At 70.2% G+C, this 15,815-nt stretch carries 11 protein-coding genes; 9 read left to right on the top strand and 2 right to left on the bottom strand.

What is annotated here, in order from left to right:
• Positions 1-4: 4 nt before the first annotated feature.
• From ACZ5XO_RS11640 to ACZ5XO_RS11605, 8 genes are all read left to right on the top strand, one after another.
• Positions 5-1,786 (top strand): peptidoglycan D,D-transpeptidase FtsI family protein, encoded by a 1,782-nt coding sequence (locus tag ACZ5XO_RS11640; protein WP_464164914.1) that lies wholly within the window; start codon positions 5-7, stop codon positions 1,784-1,786.
• Positions 1,783-3,243, top strand: coding sequence for a UDP-N-acetylmuramoyl-L-alanyl-D-glutamate--2,6-diaminopimelate ligase (locus tag ACZ5XO_RS11635; RefSeq protein ID WP_464162507.1), 1,461 nt, complete (start codon positions 1,783-1,785; stop codon positions 3,241-3,243). Before ACZ5XO_RS11640 ends, ACZ5XO_RS11635 begins: the two co-directional genes overlap by 4 nt.
• The gene (locus tag ACZ5XO_RS11630; RefSeq protein ID WP_464162506.1) at positions 3,236-4,651 is read left to right on the top strand and encodes a UDP-N-acetylmuramoyl-tripeptide--D-alanyl-D-alanine ligase; all 1,416 of its coding nucleotides are present in this window, start codon (positions 3,236-3,238) and stop codon (positions 4,649-4,651) included. The genes ACZ5XO_RS11635 and ACZ5XO_RS11630 overlap by 8 nt, the downstream gene beginning before the upstream one ends.
• A 59-nt stretch (positions 4,652-4,710) precedes the next feature.
• Complete coding sequence (mraY, locus tag ACZ5XO_RS11625; protein WP_464162505.1) at positions 4,711-5,820, top strand: phospho-N-acetylmuramoyl-pentapeptide-transferase; 1,110 nt, start codon at positions 4,711-4,713, stop codon at positions 5,818-5,820.
• Positions 5,821-5,824: 4 nt separating this feature from the next.
• Entirely contained in the window at positions 5,825-7,282 is a 1,458-nt protein-coding gene (gene murD / locus ACZ5XO_RS11620; RefSeq protein WP_464162504.1) for a UDP-N-acetylmuramoyl-L-alanine--D-glutamate ligase, read from the top strand.
• Positions 7,279-8,463: a putative lipid II flippase FtsW gene (ftsW, locus tag ACZ5XO_RS11615; protein WP_464162503.1), complete on the top strand. Its 1,185-nt coding sequence runs from the start codon at positions 7,279-7,281 to the stop codon at positions 8,461-8,463. Before murD ends, ftsW begins: the two co-directional genes overlap by 4 nt.
• 12 nt (positions 8,464-8,475) lie before the next feature.
• Positions 8,476-9,558: an undecaprenyldiphospho-muramoylpentapeptide beta-N-acetylglucosaminyltransferase gene (gene murG, locus ACZ5XO_RS11610; protein ID WP_464162502.1), complete on the top strand. Its 1,083-nt coding sequence runs from the start codon at positions 8,476-8,478 to the stop codon at positions 9,556-9,558.
• 65 nt (positions 9,559-9,623) lie between these two features.
• Positions 9,624-10,760, top strand: a complete 1,137-nt coding sequence (locus tag ACZ5XO_RS11605; RefSeq protein WP_464162501.1) for a mechanosensitive ion channel family protein — start codon at positions 9,624-9,626, stop codon at positions 10,758-10,760.
• On the opposite strand, the gene ACZ5XO_RS11600 is transcribed toward ACZ5XO_RS11605, so the two are convergent.
• The gene (locus ACZ5XO_RS11600; protein ID WP_464162500.1) at positions 10,757-11,209 is read right to left on the bottom strand and encodes a hypothetical protein; all 453 of its coding nucleotides are present in this window, start codon (positions 11,207-11,209) and stop codon (positions 10,757-10,759) included. The two genes, ACZ5XO_RS11605 and ACZ5XO_RS11600, sit on opposite strands and share 4 nt — an antisense overlap.
• Positions 11,210-11,279: 70 nt before the next feature.
• Here ACZ5XO_RS11600 and ACZ5XO_RS11595 point away from each other — a divergent pair, with 70 nt between their 5' ends.
• On the top strand, positions 11,280-12,140 hold the full coding sequence (locus ACZ5XO_RS11595; RefSeq protein ID WP_464162499.1) for a WecB/TagA/CpsF family glycosyltransferase: 861 nt from the start codon (positions 11,280-11,282) through the stop codon (positions 12,138-12,140).
• Between the two features lie 224 nt (positions 12,141-12,364).
• Here the strand turns inward: ACZ5XO_RS11595 and smc are convergent, their stop codons facing one another.
• On the bottom strand, positions 12,365-15,805 hold the full coding sequence (smc, locus tag ACZ5XO_RS11590) for a chromosome segregation protein SMC (protein ID WP_464162498.1): 3,441 nt from the start codon (positions 15,803-15,805) through the stop codon (positions 12,365-12,367).
• Positions 15,806-15,815: the final 10 nt, after the last annotated feature.

Raw genomic sequence — 15,815 nt, 5'->3', positions numbered from 1 at the left:
CGGCATGGATTACCGCCGCCCTGCGCCGGGTCGCCCGCAGCCGCGCCCGCAAGGCCCGTCGGTCGGGGGTCTGTTCGCCGCCTGGGGGCGCTGGGTCGCCAACTGCGTCTGGTGGATGGAGCACTCGTTCGAGCGCGCCCGCGCCGACGGCCGCCCCGAAGAAGACACCCGCGTCCGCATCTTCCTGATCCTGGCGGTCTTTTCCGCCGTCTTCGCCTGCCTTGCCCTGGGCGCGGCCCACGCCGCCCTGTTCGCGCCGCGCGGCGGGTCGGGCGCAGGGTTCAACGCCAACGCCCTGACGCGCGCCGATCTGGTGGACCGCAACGGCCAGTTGCTGGCCACCAACATCACCCACTACGGCCTCTATATCGACCCGCGAGAAATCTGGGACCCGGCCAGCGCCAAGGTCCAGCTGCGCCGCGCCCTGCCGCGCGTCTCGGCCAAGCGTCTGGATCGCGTGCTGGGCGGCGAGCGCCGCCTGCTGGTCCTGAACGGCCTGACCCCCTCCGAGCGCAGCGCGGTCCACGCCCTGGCCCTGGGCGGCGTCTCGTTCGAGCCCGAGGATCGCCGTGTCTATCCGCTGGGAACCTCGGCGGCCCACCTGATCGGCCGCGCCGACACGGGCGGCGAGGGCGTGTCGGGCACGGAGCTGGCCTTCAACCAGGAAATCCGCGCCGCCGGCGCCGCCGGCGAGGACTTCCAGCTGTCGATCGACCTGCGCGTCCAGGGCGTGGTCGAGAACGAACTGGCCGCCGCCGCCGAGGCCGCCGGGGCCAAGGGTGCCGTCGCCGTGGTCACCGACGTCCAGACCGGCGAGGTCCTGGCCATGGCCAGCTGGCCGACCTACGACGCCAATCGCCGCAACAGCGCGCCGGACGAGGCCCTGCTGAACCGCGTCACCTCGGGCCACTATGAAATGGGCTCGGTGTTCAAGAGCTTCACCGTCGCCGCCGGCATCGACACCGGCCGGGCCGACATGAACACCCTGTTCGACGCCTCTCAGGCCCTGCAGATCGGCAATCGCCGCATCAAGGACTTCCACGCCACCAACAAGGTGCTGACGCTGGAGGAGGTCTATCTGCATTCGTCCAACATCGGCACCTCGCGTCTGGCCGTCGAAATGGGCGGCGATGTGATGCGCGACTATTTCCAGCGGCTGGGCCTGCTGGACGCCGCCCCGATCGAGCTGAAGGAATCCGCCCGTCCGTCGCGGGTGCGCAAGTGGGACGACAGCACCCTGGCCTCGCTGTCCTTCGGCTACGGCATCATGGTCACGCCGATCCAGTACGTGGCCGCCTACGCCTCGCTGGCCAACGGCGGGCGCTATGTGCCCCTGACCCTGCGCAAGGGCGGCCTGCCCAACGCCCGCATCCGTCAGGTCGTCTCGCCCGAGACCTCGGCCACCATGCTGGACCTGATGCGCCGCAACGTGACGCGCGGCTCGGGCCGCTTCGCCGATGCGCCGGGCCTGCGGGTCGGCGGCAAGACCGGCTCGGCCAACAAGCTGGTCAACGGCCGCTATGATCCGACCCACGCCGTCGGCTCCTTCGCCGCCGTCTTCCCGGCCGACGGCCCGGTGACGGCCAGGCGCTACACTATCTTCGTCCTGGTGGACGAGCCGTCCTCCTATCCGCGCACCGGCGGCTATGTCGCCGCGCCCGCCGTCGGCAAGATCGCCGACCGCATCGCCCCCTTCCTGGGCGTCGAGCGCAAGGCCGACCGCTGGTCCACCGCGCTGGGCGAAAAGATCCCGGAGTTCCAGGACGTCGAGGGCGACGGCCGATGAGCGCGCTTCGCCTCTCCGAAATCCTGCGTCGCGACGTCAGCTCGGACCCCGAGATCACCTCGGTCACCTCCGACAGCCGCAAGGTCGCGCCGGGCGCCCTGTTCGTGGCCCTGCCGGGCTCGGCGGCGGACGGCCGCGCCTTCATTCCGCAAGCTCTGGCAAAAGGCGCCGCCGCCATTCTGGCTCCGTCCGACACCCCGGCCGGCGCCGCCCCCCTGCTGGTCACATCGGGCGACGTGCACCGCGCCTATGCCCTGGCCGCGCGCAGCTTCTACGGCGCCCAGCCGAAAACCTGCGTCGCCATCACCGGCACCAACGGCAAGACCTCGGTCGCCAACTTCTGCCGTCAGATCTGGGCGGGTCTGGGCCTCAAGTCGGCCAGCATGGGCACGCTCGGCGTGGTGGGTCAGAAGGGCGAGAAGACCTACGCCCTGACCGGCCCCGGCCTGACCAGCCCCGACGCCGCCGACGCCGCGCGCCTGCTGGCCGAACTGGCCGCCAAGGAGGTGACCCATCTGGCGCTGGAGGCCTCGTCGCACGGCATCGAGCAGCGCCGTCTGGACGGGGTGGCCATCCGCGCCGCGGGCTTCACCAACCTGACCCAGGACCACCTCGACTATCACGGCACGATGGAGGACTACCGCGCCGCCAAGCTGCGCCTGTTCGAGGCCCTGCTGCCGCGCGGCCGCACCGCCGTCCTGAACGCGGACTCGGACGCCTATTCGGCCTTCGCCTCGGCCTCGATCATGGCCGGCCTGGGCGTCATGGGCGTGGGCGAGCGCGGGCGCGACCTGAGCCTGCTGGCGCGCCGGGCCACGCCGGAAGGCCAGCGCCTGACCATCGACGCGCGCGGCCGTATCCACGACATCCTGCTGCCCCTGGCCGGCGCCTTCCAGGCCTCGAACGCCCTGGTGGCGGCGGGCCTGTGCATCGCGGGCGGCGAAGATCCCGACCGCGTCATCCCGGCCATGGAGTTCATCCAGGGCGCGCAGGGCCGTCTGCAGCGCATCCTCGGCGAAGGCGCGCGCGGCGGCGAGGTCTATGTCGACTACGCCCACACGCCGGACGGACTGGAGACCGTGCTCAACGCGCTTCGTCCCCACGCGACGGGTCGCCTGATCGTCGTCTTCGGCGCCGGCGGCGACCGCGACCGCGCCAAGCGGCCGATGATGGGCGAGATCGCCGGACGTCTGGCCGACGTGGCCATCGTCACCGACGACAATCCGCGCTCGGAAGACCCCGCCGCCATCCGCGCCCAGGTCCGCGCCGGCTGCCCCGACGCGCTGGAGATCGGCGACCGCCGCGAAGCCATCCGCCACGCCGTATCGCTGATGCGCGAAGGAGATGTGGTGGTGATCGCTGGAAAAGGGCATGAACAGGGACAGATCGTCGCCGGGGTCGTGCATCCCTTCGACGACGCCACCGAAGCGACTGAAGCCCTGCGCGATCATGCCTGACACCCAAACGCCGCTCTGGACCGCCGAAGCCATCGCCTCGGCGACCGGCGGCCAGCTCCACGGACCCGACGCAACTGTCTCGGGCCTGACCTACAACAGCCGCGAAATTCAGCCCGGCGACCTCTTCCTGGCCCTGCACGGCGCGCGCGACGGGCATGAGTTCGCCGCCGCCGCCTTCGCCGCCGGGGCTGCGGTCGCCCTGGTCGACCGACCCGTCGAGGGCGGGCCCTATGTTCAGGTTCCCGACACCCTGAAGGGGCTGGAGGCCATGGGTGTCGCCGCCCGCGAGCGCGCCCGACTGCGCGGCGCCGTCACCGGCAGCGTCGGCAAGACCAGCGTGACCCAGGCCATCAAGGCGGGTCTCGATCTGGCCGGGTCCAGCCACGCCTCGATCAAGAGCTACAACAACCATATCGGCGTGCCGCTGACCCTGGCGCGGATGCCGCACGGCACGGATCGCGCCGTGTTCGAGATCGGCATGAACCATCCGGGTGAGATTGGGCCGCTGTCGGCCTTCGTCCGCCCGCACGCCGCCTGCGTCACCACGGTCGGCCCGGTCCACATCGAGGCCTTCGCCGACGGCGAGGCCGGGGTGGCGCGCGAGAAGGCCGCCATCTTCCAGGGTCTGGTCCCCGGCGGGATCGCCGTGGTCAACGCCGCCGACGCCCACGCCGACATCGTGCGCCAGGGCGCGCTGGACGCCGGGGCGACCTTGCGCAGCTTCGGCCGCGACGCGGGTTGCGACGCCCGCCTGCTGGACTTTACGCCTGACAGCGAAGGCGCGGCGGTCGTCGCCGAGCTGGACGGCCGGCGCATCGAGTATCGTCTGGCCCAATCCGGCGTCCACTGGGGCCTGAACAGCCTGTGCGTCATCCTGATGCTGCAGGCCCTGGACGTGTCGCTGGACACCGCCTTGCAGGCCCTGGCCGGCTTCCAGCCCTTGGCCGGGCGCGGCCAGATGAAGACGGTCGCCATCCCCGGCGGCGCCTTCACCCTGATCGACGAGAGCTACAACGCCAATCCGCTGTCGATGAAGGCGGGCTTCGTCAGCCTCGGCGCCAAGCCGGTCGGGCAGGGCGGGCGCCGCGTCGTCGTCCTGAGCGACATGCTGGAACTGGGCGACCACAGCCGCGCCCTGCACGAAGGTCTGGCCCCGGCTATCGTCGCCGCGGGTCTCGACCTGGTGCATACGGCCGGGCCGCAGATGCGCCTGTTGCATGAAGCCCTGCCGCCCGCGCTGCGCGGCCAATGGCGCGAGACCGCCGCCGAGCTGGCCGCCGAGGCCGCGACCCTGATCCAGCCGGGCGACGTGGTCATGGTCAAGGGCTCGAACGGGTCCAGGGCCTCGCTGGTCGCTGCGGCTCTGGCCGGATTGCATGACGCCGCGCGCGGCTCGATAGAGAAATGAGGAGAAACCCCCTCAAGCAGGGTCGCGCCGTGCGCGGTCCGATAGGGGACTAAAAAGCCATGTTCTACCTGCTCTATCTCTATTACGCGGACATCGCCCAGGAATATCCGCTGCTGCACCTGATCCAGTATCAGACGGTGCGCGTGGCCTTGGCCATGGCCACGGCCATGATCGTGGCGGTCGCCATGGGCAGCCGCTTCATCAACTGGATCCGCGCCAAGCAGGGCCGGGGCCAGCCGATCCGCGACGACGGCCCGGTTTCGCACCTGTCCAAGGTCGGCACCCCGACCATGGGCGGGCTGATGATCCTGGCGGGCATCGGCGTGGCCGTCCTGCTGTGGGGCGACCTGACCAATCCCTATATCTGGATCGTCTCGGGCGTGACGGCGGCCTTCGGCGTGCTGGGCTTCATCGACGACTACGCCAAGGTGACCAAGCAGACCTCGGCCGGCTTGACCTCCAAGCAGAAACTGGCGGCCCAGGCGGTCGTGGCCGTGATCGCGGGCGTTCTGACCGTTCTGTGGATGACTCAGTCGCCGACCTCGCCGGGCCTGGAAACCTCCATCGCCTTCCCCTTCCTGAAGGCGGTCTTGCTGAACATCGGCTGGTTCTATGTGGCCTTCGCCGCCTTCACCATCATCGGTTTCTCCAACGCCGTGAACCTGACCGATGGTCTGGACGGCCTGGCCATCGTGCCGGTCATGATGGCGGCGGGCGCCTTCGGCATCATCTCCTACCTGGTCGGCAACTTCCTGTTCGCCGACTATCTGCAGGTCCACCACGTGCCTGGCGCGGGCGAACTGGCCATCTTCTGCGCCGCCATGATCGGCGGCGGCATGGGCTTCCTCTGGTATAACGCCCCCCCGGCCAAGATCTTCATGGGCGACACCGGCTCGCTGGCCCTCGGCGGGGCGCTCGGCTCCATCGCCGTCGCGACCAAGCATGAGCTGGTTCTGGGCATCGTCGGCGGCCTGTTCGTGGTCGAGGCGGCCTCGGTCATGATCCAGGTCGGCTACTTCAAGCTGACCGGCAAGCGCATCTTCCTGATGGCGCCCATCCACCACCATTTCGAAAAGATGGGCTGGCCGGAATCGACCGTCGTCATCCGTTTCTGGATCGTCGCCGCCATGCTGGCGCTGCTCGGTCTGGCCACGCTGAAGCTGCGCTGATCCCATGATCCCGGTTCCCGGCTTCGAGGGCAGACGCGTCGCGGTCTTCGGCCTGGGCCGGTCCGGGATCACGGCGGCGCGCGCGCTTCAGGCGGGCGGGGCCATCCCCATCCTGTGGGACGACGGCGTCTCGGGCCGGATGCAGGCCGAGGCCGAGGGCTTCGTGGTCGAGGACCTGACCCGCGCCGACTGGTCGGGTTTCGCCGCCCTGGTCCTGTCGCCGGGCGCGCCCCTGACCCATCCCAGGCCGCACTGGACCGTCGAGCGCGCCCATGCGGCGGGCGTCCCGGTCATCGGCGACGTGGAGTTGTTCGCCCGCGCTCTGCACGCCTTGCCGCAAGGCCAGCGTCCCCGCGTCGTCGCCATCACCGGCACCAACGGCAAGTCCACCACCACGGCCCTGATCGGCTGGGTGCTGAAGTCGGCGGGTCTGAGCGTCCACATCGGCGGCAACATCGGCATCGGCGTTCTGGCCCTGCCGGCCCCGACGCCCGAGGCCGTCTATGTCATCGAGGTCTCGTCCTATCAGCTGGACCTGACCACCAGCTTCGTGCCCGACGTGGCCATCCTGACCAACATCAGCCCCGACCATCTGGACCGTCACGGCGGGATGGAAGGCTATGTCGCCGCCAAGCGCCGGATATTCGCCAATCTTCATTCGCGTTGGATCGAACTCGACCCCGAAGTCGGGCCGGAGTTCGACGTGTATGGGTCTCCGCTTGCTCTGATCGGGATCGACGATGCCTTTGGGGCGGAGATACATCAGGAGCTGATGGCGCGGGGGGAAGGACGCGTCATGGCAATAGCTCCAGGTAAGCCCGGGTCCCCATTTGTCGGCTATTCGTATGACGCCGACGGCGTGTATCACGGAGCGACAGGTTCCCCTGAAGTGAACCTTCGTCTGGCCCGCTCGCTCCCCGGCCGGCACAACGCCCAGAACGCCGCCTTCGCCTACGCCGCCGCCCGCGCGCTCGGTGTGTCGCACGAGGCGGCGGTCGAGGGCCTGCTGACCTTCCCCGGTCTGGCGCACCGCATGGAGGCCGTGGGCCGTCTCGGCGCCGTCCGCTTCATCAACGACTCCAAGGGCACCAACGCCGACGCCGCGCGTCAGGCCCTGGCCTCCTACCCCTCCGTCTTCTGGATCGCGGGCGGCAAGGCGAAGGAGGGGGGCATCGACAGCTTGCGCGACCTCTTCCCCCATGTGGCCAAGGCCTATCTGATCGGCGAGGCCGCCGACGCCTTTTCCGTCACCCTGGCCGACACGCCGCATGTCGTGGCCCACACCATGGAGCGCGCCGTCGAACTGGCCGCCGCCGATGCGGCTGCTGCCGGTGGCGAGCAGGTCGTCCTGCTGTCGCCCGCCTGCGCCAGCTTCGACCAGTTCCCTGACTTCGAGGTGCGGGGCGAGGCCTTCCGCGCCTCCGTCCTGGCCCTGGGCGCCAAGCCGGAGCCCGCCGCATGAGCCACGGCAGCTACAGCCACCCCTTCTCGCGCAATGACCAGAGCCTGATCGCGCGCTGGTTCTGGACCGTGGATCGCGGCCTGCTGGGCGCGGCCCTGACCCTGGTGGCGCTGGGCGTGTCGCTCAGCTTCGCCTCCAGCCCGGCGGCCATTCTGGCGGATGAATCCATCACCGATCCCTTCCACTATTCGTGGCGGATGATCGTCTGGGCCTCGATGGGCACGACCCTGATGTTGACCACCTCCCTGCTGTCGCCGCGCGGCGTGCGGCGGATCGCGGTCCTGGCCCTGTTCGGGGCCATCGTGGTCATGGCGGCCCTGCCCTTCATCGGCGACACGGTGAAGGGCGCCGCGCGCTGGGTGAATCTCGGCCCCTTCAGTCTGCAGCCCTCCGAGTTCGCCAAGCCCGGCCTGATCGTCTTCGCCGCCTGGATGTTCGCCGAGGCCCAGAAAGGGCAGGGGGTGCCGGGCGTCAGCATCGCCTTCGGCTTCTGGGCCCTGACCGTCGGCCTGCTGCTGATCCAGCCCGACATCGGCCAGACCCTGCTGATCACCACCACCTTCATGGCCGTCTTCTTCATGGCCGGGGTGCCGCTGAAATGGGTGGCCGTCATCGCCGCCATGGGCGCGGGCGGCGTGGTGTCGCTCTACTTCACCTTCAGCCACATGCGCGATCGCCTCAGCCGCTTCCTGTCGCCCGAGACGACCGACACCCACCAGATCGACCGCGCCTCCGAGGCCATCCGCGCCGGCGGCCTGGTCGGACGCGGCATCGGCGAAGGCGTGATGAAGCGCCATGTGCCCGACCTGCACACCGACTTCATCTATTCGGTCGGCGCCGAGGAGTTCGGCCTGGTCCTGTCGCTGATCCTGATCGGCCTCTACGCCTTCATCGTCATTCGCGGGATGAGGAAGGCCATGAAGCTGAACGATCCGTTCGAGCAGACGGCGGCGGCGGGCCTCTTCATGCTGATCGGGCTGCAGGCCTGCATCAATGTGGCGGTGAACCTGAACCTGATCCCGACCAAGGGCATGACGCTTCCCTTCATCAGCTATGGCGGCTCGTCGATGATGGCCATGGGCCTGACCATGGGCTTCGCCCTGGCCCTGACCCGTCGTCGTCCGGGCGCCTATGAGCCGGGCTCCAACATCTCCCCGCCGCGCCGTCGCCTGCTGCCGTAAGAGAGTATTCGCATGAACAAGGTCTGCGTCGTCGCCGCCGGGGGCACCGGGGGCCACATGTTCCCCGCCGAGGCTCTGGCTCGCGAACTGGCGTCGCGCGGCTGGCGCGTGGTGCTGGCCACCGATGCGCGCGGCGAGCAATACGCCCACGCCTTTCCCGCCGAGGAACGTCTGGCGCTGGACGCCGCCACCGGCAGCGGCCCCATTGGTCTGCTGAAGGCCGGTCTGGCCATCTGGCGCGGCGTGGGCCAGGCGAAGTCGGCCTTTGACCGCACCGGCGCGGACGTGGTGGTCGGCTTCGGCGGCTATCCGTCGGCCCCCGCCTTGGTCGCCGCCATCCTGCAAAAGCGCCCGACCCTGATCCACGAACAGAACGCCGTCCTGGGCCGCACCAACCGGATGCTGGCCCCGCGCGTCGGCGGCGTGGCCTCGGCCTTTCCGACCCTGGGCCGCGCGCCGGAGGCGGTGAAGGCCCGCGCCCAGGTCGTCGGCAACCCGGTTCGCCCCGATATCCGCGCCCTGTTCGACCGCGCCTATGTCGCGCCCGAAGACGACGGCCCGATCCATGTGCTGGTCACCGGCGGCAGCCAGGGCGCCCGCATCCTGTCCGAGACCGCGCCGCGTGCGCTCGCAGCCCTGCCCGAGGTCATCCGCGGTCGCCTCAAGGTGCAGCAGCAGTCGCGGCCCGAGACCCTGGAGAGCGCCCGCCAGATCTATCTGGAGGCGGGCATCGACGCCGAGGTCGCCCCCTTCTTCCGCGACATGGCCGAGCGCCTGTCGAAGGCCCATCTGGTCATCGGCCGCGCCGGGGCCTCGACCTGTTCGGAGCTGGCGGTGGCGGCCCTGCCGTCGGTCCTGATCCCGCTGAAGATCGCCATGGACGACCACCAGACCCTGAACGCCCGCGCCCTGTCCGAGGCCGGCGCCGCCCGCGTCATCGCCGAGGACGATGTGACGGTCGACAGCCTGACCGTCGCCCTGTCCGAGGTTCTGTCGGACCCGGCCGGGCTGGCCGCTATGTCCGCCGCCGCCCGTTCAGTCGCCATCCCCGACGCCGCCGCCCGTCTGGCCGATCTGGTGGAGGCTGCGGTCTAGGACCCCTCTCCCGGCGGGAGAGGGAAGCGGGTGACGATCCTGTTTGTCCCGTCTAACCTTCGCCCATGCCCCAGTTCGTCGTCGACCTGACCAACAACGTCTTCGCCCTGTGGAACCAGTTCTACTGGCTGCCCGAATGGGCCGTGATCTCGATCATCACGGTCGTCTTCGTCTTCATCGGCTGGGCGGCCAATCAGGTGGTCTTCGCCCTGCTGAAGCTGGCGGTGCGCAACCGCGACGTCTTCTGGAAGGGGATGCTGGGCCGTGCCCGGCTCAAGGTCCGCATCGCCGTCATGATCATCGCCCTGGCCCTGGCGGTCACGGTGTCGCCGCTGGACCCCGAGCCGTCGCTGCTGATCCGGCGCACCCTGCTGTTCGGCTTCATCCTGGTGTGCGGCTGGATGATCGCCGGGGCGGTGGACATGGGGGCCGTCGTCCACCTGAAGAAGTTCAACATGGACACGGAGGACAACCTCCTGGCCCGCAAACACGTCACCCAGACGCGCATCCTGCAGCGGGTGGCGGCCATCCTCATTGGACTGATCACCCTGGGGCTGGCGCTGATGACCATTCCGGGGGTGCGCCAGTGGGGGCTGTCCCTGCTGGCCTCGGCGGGGGTGGTGGGCATCGTCGCCGGTCTGGCCCTGCAACCCTTCCTGACCAACCTGATCGCGGGCATCCAGATCGCCACGGCCCAGCCCATACGTCTGGACGACGCCGTCATCGTCGAGGGCGAATGGGGCCGGGTGGAGGAGATCACCTCGACCTATGTCGTGGTCAAGCTGTGGGACTGGCGGCGCATGGTCCTGCCGCTGACCTACTTCATCCAGAAGCCGTTCCAGAACTGGACCCGCGACGACAGCCGCCTGATCGGCGTCGCCTTCCTCTACGTGGACTACGAGGCGCCGATCGACCGGTTGCGGGTCAAGCTGGAGGCCATCGCCCACGCCTCGCCCCTGTGGGACGGCGACGTGGTGTCGCTACAGGTCACCGACATCACGGCCCGCGTGGCCCAGGTCCGCTGCCTGACCAGCGCCAGGAACGCCTCGGTCGCCTTCGACCTGCGCTGCGAGGTGCGCGAGAAGATGCTGGCCTTCATGCGAGACGAATGCCCGCAGGCCCTGCCGAGGGATCGGGTGGACCTGGATCGGAACTCGGGCCTGTCTCTCCCTAGGCACGAAGGGGGCGGAGAGGGGCGTTAGTTCTTCATCTGCTCGCGCCCGATGCGCACGGCGTCGGCCGTGCTGAGCGCATCCGCCGTCCGCGTGTCCGCCCCGCAGGCCACCGCCGCCAGCTCCGCCGCATCCCCGCCCGGCGCAATGGCGTAGGGCGAGGCGTTCTCCGGCGTGATCGGCCCCTCGGTCCCGTCGGCTTTCAATGACGCGAAGTCGAGCCGATCCGCCGTCTGCGCGACGCAATCGAACCGCCACCAGGACCAGCCGCCGGCATAGGCCACGCCGCCGATGACCACCTCCTCGCTGACCTGCAGGGACCGCATCCGCACCCCGTCGCCATCCGGCGTTAGAGAGGCCGCGTCGGCGAAAACGGCGAACCGTCCCACGCCGGTCAGGACCAGGGCGTGATCCTGGGCCGCCGCTGTGGTCGCGGACAGGGCGAGAGCGGCTGTCAGGACCGTCAGGGCTCGCGTCATCGTGGCATCCTGTGTTTCGTTAACCGCATCCGCAAACCACGTGTTGAGACGCCGCGTCTAGAACCAAGCCATGTATCAGGAACCGCTCGGAGTCGATCTCGCCGTCGCCCCGCCCGACCGCCGGGCGCGTGAACGTCGCCCGTTCCGGCAGAAGCGCCGTCCGGAGGAGCGCGTCCGCATCCTGGGCGAGACCGTCGATCTGATGCGGCCCGAAGAGGTCCTGCTGCACGTCGAGCGCTGCATCGAGGCGGGCGCGCGCAGCATCATCGCCAACCACAACCTGCACAGCCTCTATCTGCTGCCGCGCACGCCGGGGATGCGACGGCTCTATGATCTGGCCGACGTGGTCGAGCTGGATTCCACCCCCCTGATCCATTTCACCCGGCTGCTGGGCCTGCACAGCCGACCCTTCCACCGCTGCACCTATCTGGACTGGCGCGACCAGTTCTGGAGCATGGCCGACCGCAAAGGCTGGCGCGTCCTCTATGTCGGCGGGGCCGACGGGGTGGCGACGGCGGCGGCGGAGCGTCTGGGCGCGCGCTATCCGGGGGCCGTGATCAAGGGGTTGTCCGGCTATTTCGACGCCACGCCGGGATCGGCGGGCAATACCGCCGTCCTGTCCGCCGTGCGTGACTTCCAACCCAATGTCCTCTTCGTCGGCATGGGCATGCCGCGTCAGGAGTTGTGGATCGCCGATAACATCGATGCGCTGCCCAATGCGGTCATCCTGCCGGTCGGCGCGGCTTTCGACTATGAGGCGGGCGTCCAGAAGGCGGCGCCCCGCTGGATGGGCCGGCTCGGCGTCGAATGGCTGTTCCGCCTGTTCGCCGACCCGAAACGCCTGTTCACCCGCTACTGCGTCGAGCCCTGGTTCCTGATCGGCCCGGCCCTGGGCGATGTGCGCGAGGCGATGCGGCGCAAGAAGCGCTGAATCAGGGGCGCTCGTCGAGCCATCGCAATGACGCTGGCCGGGGCTTTGAATTTCCACGACTTCGCCCGAAACAGACGCAATCGACCTGACAGGCTTCCCCGCGCCCCCATACTGGCCGAGGCGCCGGGCCCATGGCGCGACGACGGGGAGGCATCAGCGCCGATTTCAGACGATTCAGACGAATTGGACTCTGTTTTTATCCGGCATCGAACGGACGCCTCTGATCAGGCCGCCACGATCTGCTCGGCCTGTTTCAGGTTGACGCTGACCAGCTGGCTCATGCCGCGTTCCGGCATGGTGACGCCGTACAGGCGATCCATCCGGCTCATGGTCACCGGGTTGTGGGTGATGACGATGAAGCGGGTGTCGGTGCGGCTGCGCATCTCGTGCAGCATCCGGCAGAAACGGTCGACGTTGGCGTCGTCCAGCGGCGCGTCCACCTCGTCCAGCACGCAGACGGGCGCCGGATTGGCCAGGAAGACGCCGAAGATCAGCGCCGCCGCCGTCAGGGCCTGCTCGCCGCCGCTCATCAGGCTCATGACCGACAGCCGCTTGCCGGGCGGGCAGGCGTAGATTTCCAGACCGGCCTCTAGCGGGTCGTCGCTCTCGACCAGCTTGAGTTCGGCCTGACCGCCGCCGAACAGGGCCTCGAACAGGGCCTTGAAGTTGGCGTTGATGACGTCGAAGGCCGCCACCAGCCGCTCGCGGCCTTCGGCGTTCAGCTCGTCGATGCCGTCGCGCAGCTTGGCGATCGCCTGGGTCAGGTCGATCCGTTCCGACTTCATGGCGCCCAGACGCTCGCCGTATTCGGCGGCCTCTTCCTCGGCGCGCAGGTTGACCGCGCCCAGGGCCTCGCGCTCGCGCTCCAGCCCGGTCAGCAGGCTCTCGGCGCCGGCCGTGTCCGGCGGGCGGGCGATGGCGTCGTCGATCAGCTTCTGGCCCAGCTCGTCCGGCGACATCTGCGCTGTCTCGCGGACATTGGCCTCGGCTTCGGCCAGGCGTTCGGTCGCGGCCTCGGCGCGGGCGGCGAGCCCTGCGCGGGCCTCACGCGCGGCGCCGGCGCCGGCCTCGGCGGCGCGGCTGGCGCGGTCGCTCTCGCCCGCCGTGCTCTCGGCCAGCGACAGGGCCTCGGCGGCGGCGCTCTTGCGCGTCTCGGCGGCGATCAGGGCGTCCATCAGGGTTCCGCGCTGCTCCGCGAAGCCCTGCGGCGCGATCTCGGCCTGTTTCAGCAGGGCGGCGGTCTTGTCGGCGTCCTTGCCCAGGGCCGCGACGCGAGCGGCGCTCTCCTTCGAGCGTCCGGCCCAGCCCTCGTGGGCGCGGGTCAGGCTGCCCAGACGCTGTTCGCGTCCGGCGCGGTCTCTAGCCTCTTCGTCGCGGGTCGAGCGGGCGGTCTGGGCGGCCTGACGGGCCGCATCGGCGGCGACGCGGGCGCCGGCCAGTTCGTCACGCAGCCCGGCGATGGTTTCGGACGGGGCCTCCACGCTTTGCGCGGCCTCCAGCGCGGCCTTGGCTTCGGCCACCTCGCCGTCCAGACGGGCCACCGTCTCGTCCAGGGCCTGGGCGCGGGCCTCGCGCCGGGTCTGGTCGCGCATCAGGCTCTCGACCCGGTCACGCGCGGCGACCACGGCCTTGTCGGCGGCGAAGGGTTTGAGGCGGGCGGTCTTCACAGCTTCTTCCGCCGCGCGGAAGGCTTCGGTGGCGGCCTTCTGAGCCGCTTGCGCGGTCTCCAGAGCCGGTTTGCCCGTGTCGATCTCGGCTTCCAGCTCCGCCAGACGCGTGCGCTGGGCCAGACGCACGGCGGCGGGGCGCGGGGCCTCGGCGCGGCTGACGAAGCCGTCCCAGCGATAGAGGTCGCCCTCCACCGTCACCAGACGGGCGCCGGTCGGAAGGGTCCTGGCGAGGGCTGCGATCCGTTCCTTGGGCGCGACGCCGCACAAGGCCAGACGCGCGGCCAGTTCGACAGGCGCGGTCACGTGAGCGGCCAGCGGCGTCACGCCCTCGGCCCAGACCGGCGAGGGGGCGTCGGCCCCGGCCCAGTGGGCGGCGGCGCGGGCGTCCAGCGCGGCGTCCAGATCGTCGCCGAGGGCCGCTGCCAGCGCCGCCTCATAACCCTTGGCCGCCGACACCTTGTCCAGAGCCGGCGGGTGGTCGCGCTTGCCGGTGACCAGCAGTTGCGCCAGTCCGCGCGCTTCGGTCTGCAGACGTCCCAGCCGATCCTCGGCCGCGCGAGCATTCGTGCGGGCCTCGGCCTCGACACGGGCCAGATCGCCGCGCGCGGCTTCGGCGGCCTCGACGGCTTCGCGGGCGGCGGTCAGCTCGGCCTGCGCCGTCTCCAGCGCGGTGCGAGCGACGGCCAGTTCCGGCGTCTCAAGCGGGCCGAGCGCCTCGCGTTCGCGTCTGGCTTGCTCGAACTGGCCGACCACGCGGGCCAGACGGGCCTCGGCGTCGCGTTTACGGGCGCTCTCGGCGTTGGCGCGGGCCTCGACGGCGGCCAGGGTCCCGGCCAGGCGCTCGACCTCGGCGTCGGCGGCCTTGCGGGCGTCCTCGGCGGCCAGCAGGGCCTTTTCCAGCTCGGGCGCGCGCTCGGGGGCGGCGGCGATCTCGGCCTTCAGCTTCGTCAGTTCGTGGTCCAGCCGGTCCAGTTCGCGCCTGGCGTCGGCGGCCATCCGCTCCTCGCGCTCGACGTCAGAGGCGATGCGGGTCGCCTCGGCCTTCAGGCGGTCGACCTCGGCGCGGGCGGCCTGCTCCGCCATGTCGAGGCGGTCGCGTTCCAGCGTGGCCCGGTGCAGCAGGGCGCCGGCGACGGCGTCTTCCTCCCGCGCGGGCTTCATCGCCTCCTGGGCCTTCAGGGCGTCGGCCTCGGCCCTGGTCGCAGCGGCTGTCGCCTCGGCCACCGCGCGGTCGGCGTCGCGCAGCTCCTGAGCCGCGACCTCGGCGGCCGCCTTGGCGTCGTTCCAGCGCACATAGAGCAGGGCGGCCTGCAGGGCGCGGATCTCGGCCGAGATCTTCTTGTACTTCTCGGCCTGACGCGCCTCGCGCTTCAGCCGGTTCAGCGTGGTCTCCAGCTCGCGCCCGATGTCGTCCAGCCGATCGAGGTTCGTCTCGGCGGCCTTCAGACGCAGTTCGGCCTCGTGACGACGGGTGTGCAGACCGGCCACGCCGCCGGCCTCTTCCAGAATCCGGCGGCGGTTCTGCGGCTTGGCGGCGATCAGTTCGGAGATCTGGCCCTGACGCACCAGGGCGGGGCTGTTGGCGCCGGTCGAGGCGTCGGCGAACAGCAGCTGGACGTCGCGGGCGCGGACCTCCTTGCCGTTGATGCGATAGGTCGAGCCCTGACCCCGGTCGATGCGGCGCGACACCTCCAGAACGGGAGAGTCGGTAAAGGGCTGGGGCGCGCGTTTCTGGGCGTTGTCGATGGTCAGGACGACTTCGGCGTGGCTGCGCGGCGGACGGCCCGCGGCTCCGGCGAAGATGACATCGTCCATGCCCTGGCCGCGCATGGCCTTGGCCGAGTTGGCGCCCATGACCCAGCGCAGGCTTTCCAGCACGTTGGACTTGCCGCAGCCGTTGGGTCCGACGACGCCGGTCAGGCCGGCCTCGATCTGGACTTCCGCCGCGTCGACGAAGGATTTGAAGCCGACGAGCTTCAGTCTCTGGAATTGCATCGGCGGGGGC

The sequence above is a fragment of the Brevundimonas sp. T2-11 genome (genome assembly GCF_055397675.1).
This window is presented reverse-complemented; position numbering and strand designations above follow the sequence as displayed.

Bases quoted from the DNA above. Each gene is read 5' to 3' on its own strand.
- ACZ5XO_RS11640 (WP_464164914.1), top strand. From the start codon at position 5: ATGGATTACCGCCGCCCTGCGCCGGGTCGCCCGCAGCCGCGCCCGCAA.
- ACZ5XO_RS11635 (WP_464162507.1), top strand. From the start codon at position 1,783: ATGAGCGCGCTTCGCCTCTCCGAAATCCTGCGTCGCGACGTCAGCTCG.
- ACZ5XO_RS11630 (WP_464162506.1), top strand. From the start codon at position 3,236: ATGCCTGACACCCAAACGCCGCTCTGGACCGCCGAAGCCATCGCCTCG.
- mraY (WP_464162505.1), top strand. From the start codon at position 4,711: ATGTTCTACCTGCTCTATCTCTATTACGCGGACATCGCCCAGGAATAT.
- murD (WP_464162504.1), top strand. From the start codon at position 5,825: ATGATCCCGGTTCCCGGCTTCGAGGGCAGACGCGTCGCGGTCTTCGGC.
- ftsW (WP_464162503.1), top strand. From the start codon at position 7,279: ATGAGCCACGGCAGCTACAGCCACCCCTTCTCGCGCAATGACCAGAGC.
- murG (WP_464162502.1), top strand. From the start codon at position 8,476: ATGAACAAGGTCTGCGTCGTCGCCGCCGGGGGCACCGGGGGCCACATG.
- ACZ5XO_RS11605 (WP_464162501.1), top strand. From the start codon at position 9,624: ATGCCCCAGTTCGTCGTCGACCTGACCAACAACGTCTTCGCCCTGTGG.
- ACZ5XO_RS11600 (WP_464162500.1), bottom strand. From the start codon at position 11,209: ATGACGCGAGCCCTGACGGTCCTGACAGCCGCTCTCGCCCTGTCCGCG.
- ACZ5XO_RS11595 (WP_464162499.1), top strand. From the start codon at position 11,280: ATGTATCAGGAACCGCTCGGAGTCGATCTCGCCGTCGCCCCGCCCGAC.
- smc (WP_464162498.1), bottom strand. From the start codon at position 15,805: ATGCAATTCCAGAGACTGAAGCTCGTCGGCTTCAAATCCTTCGTCGAC.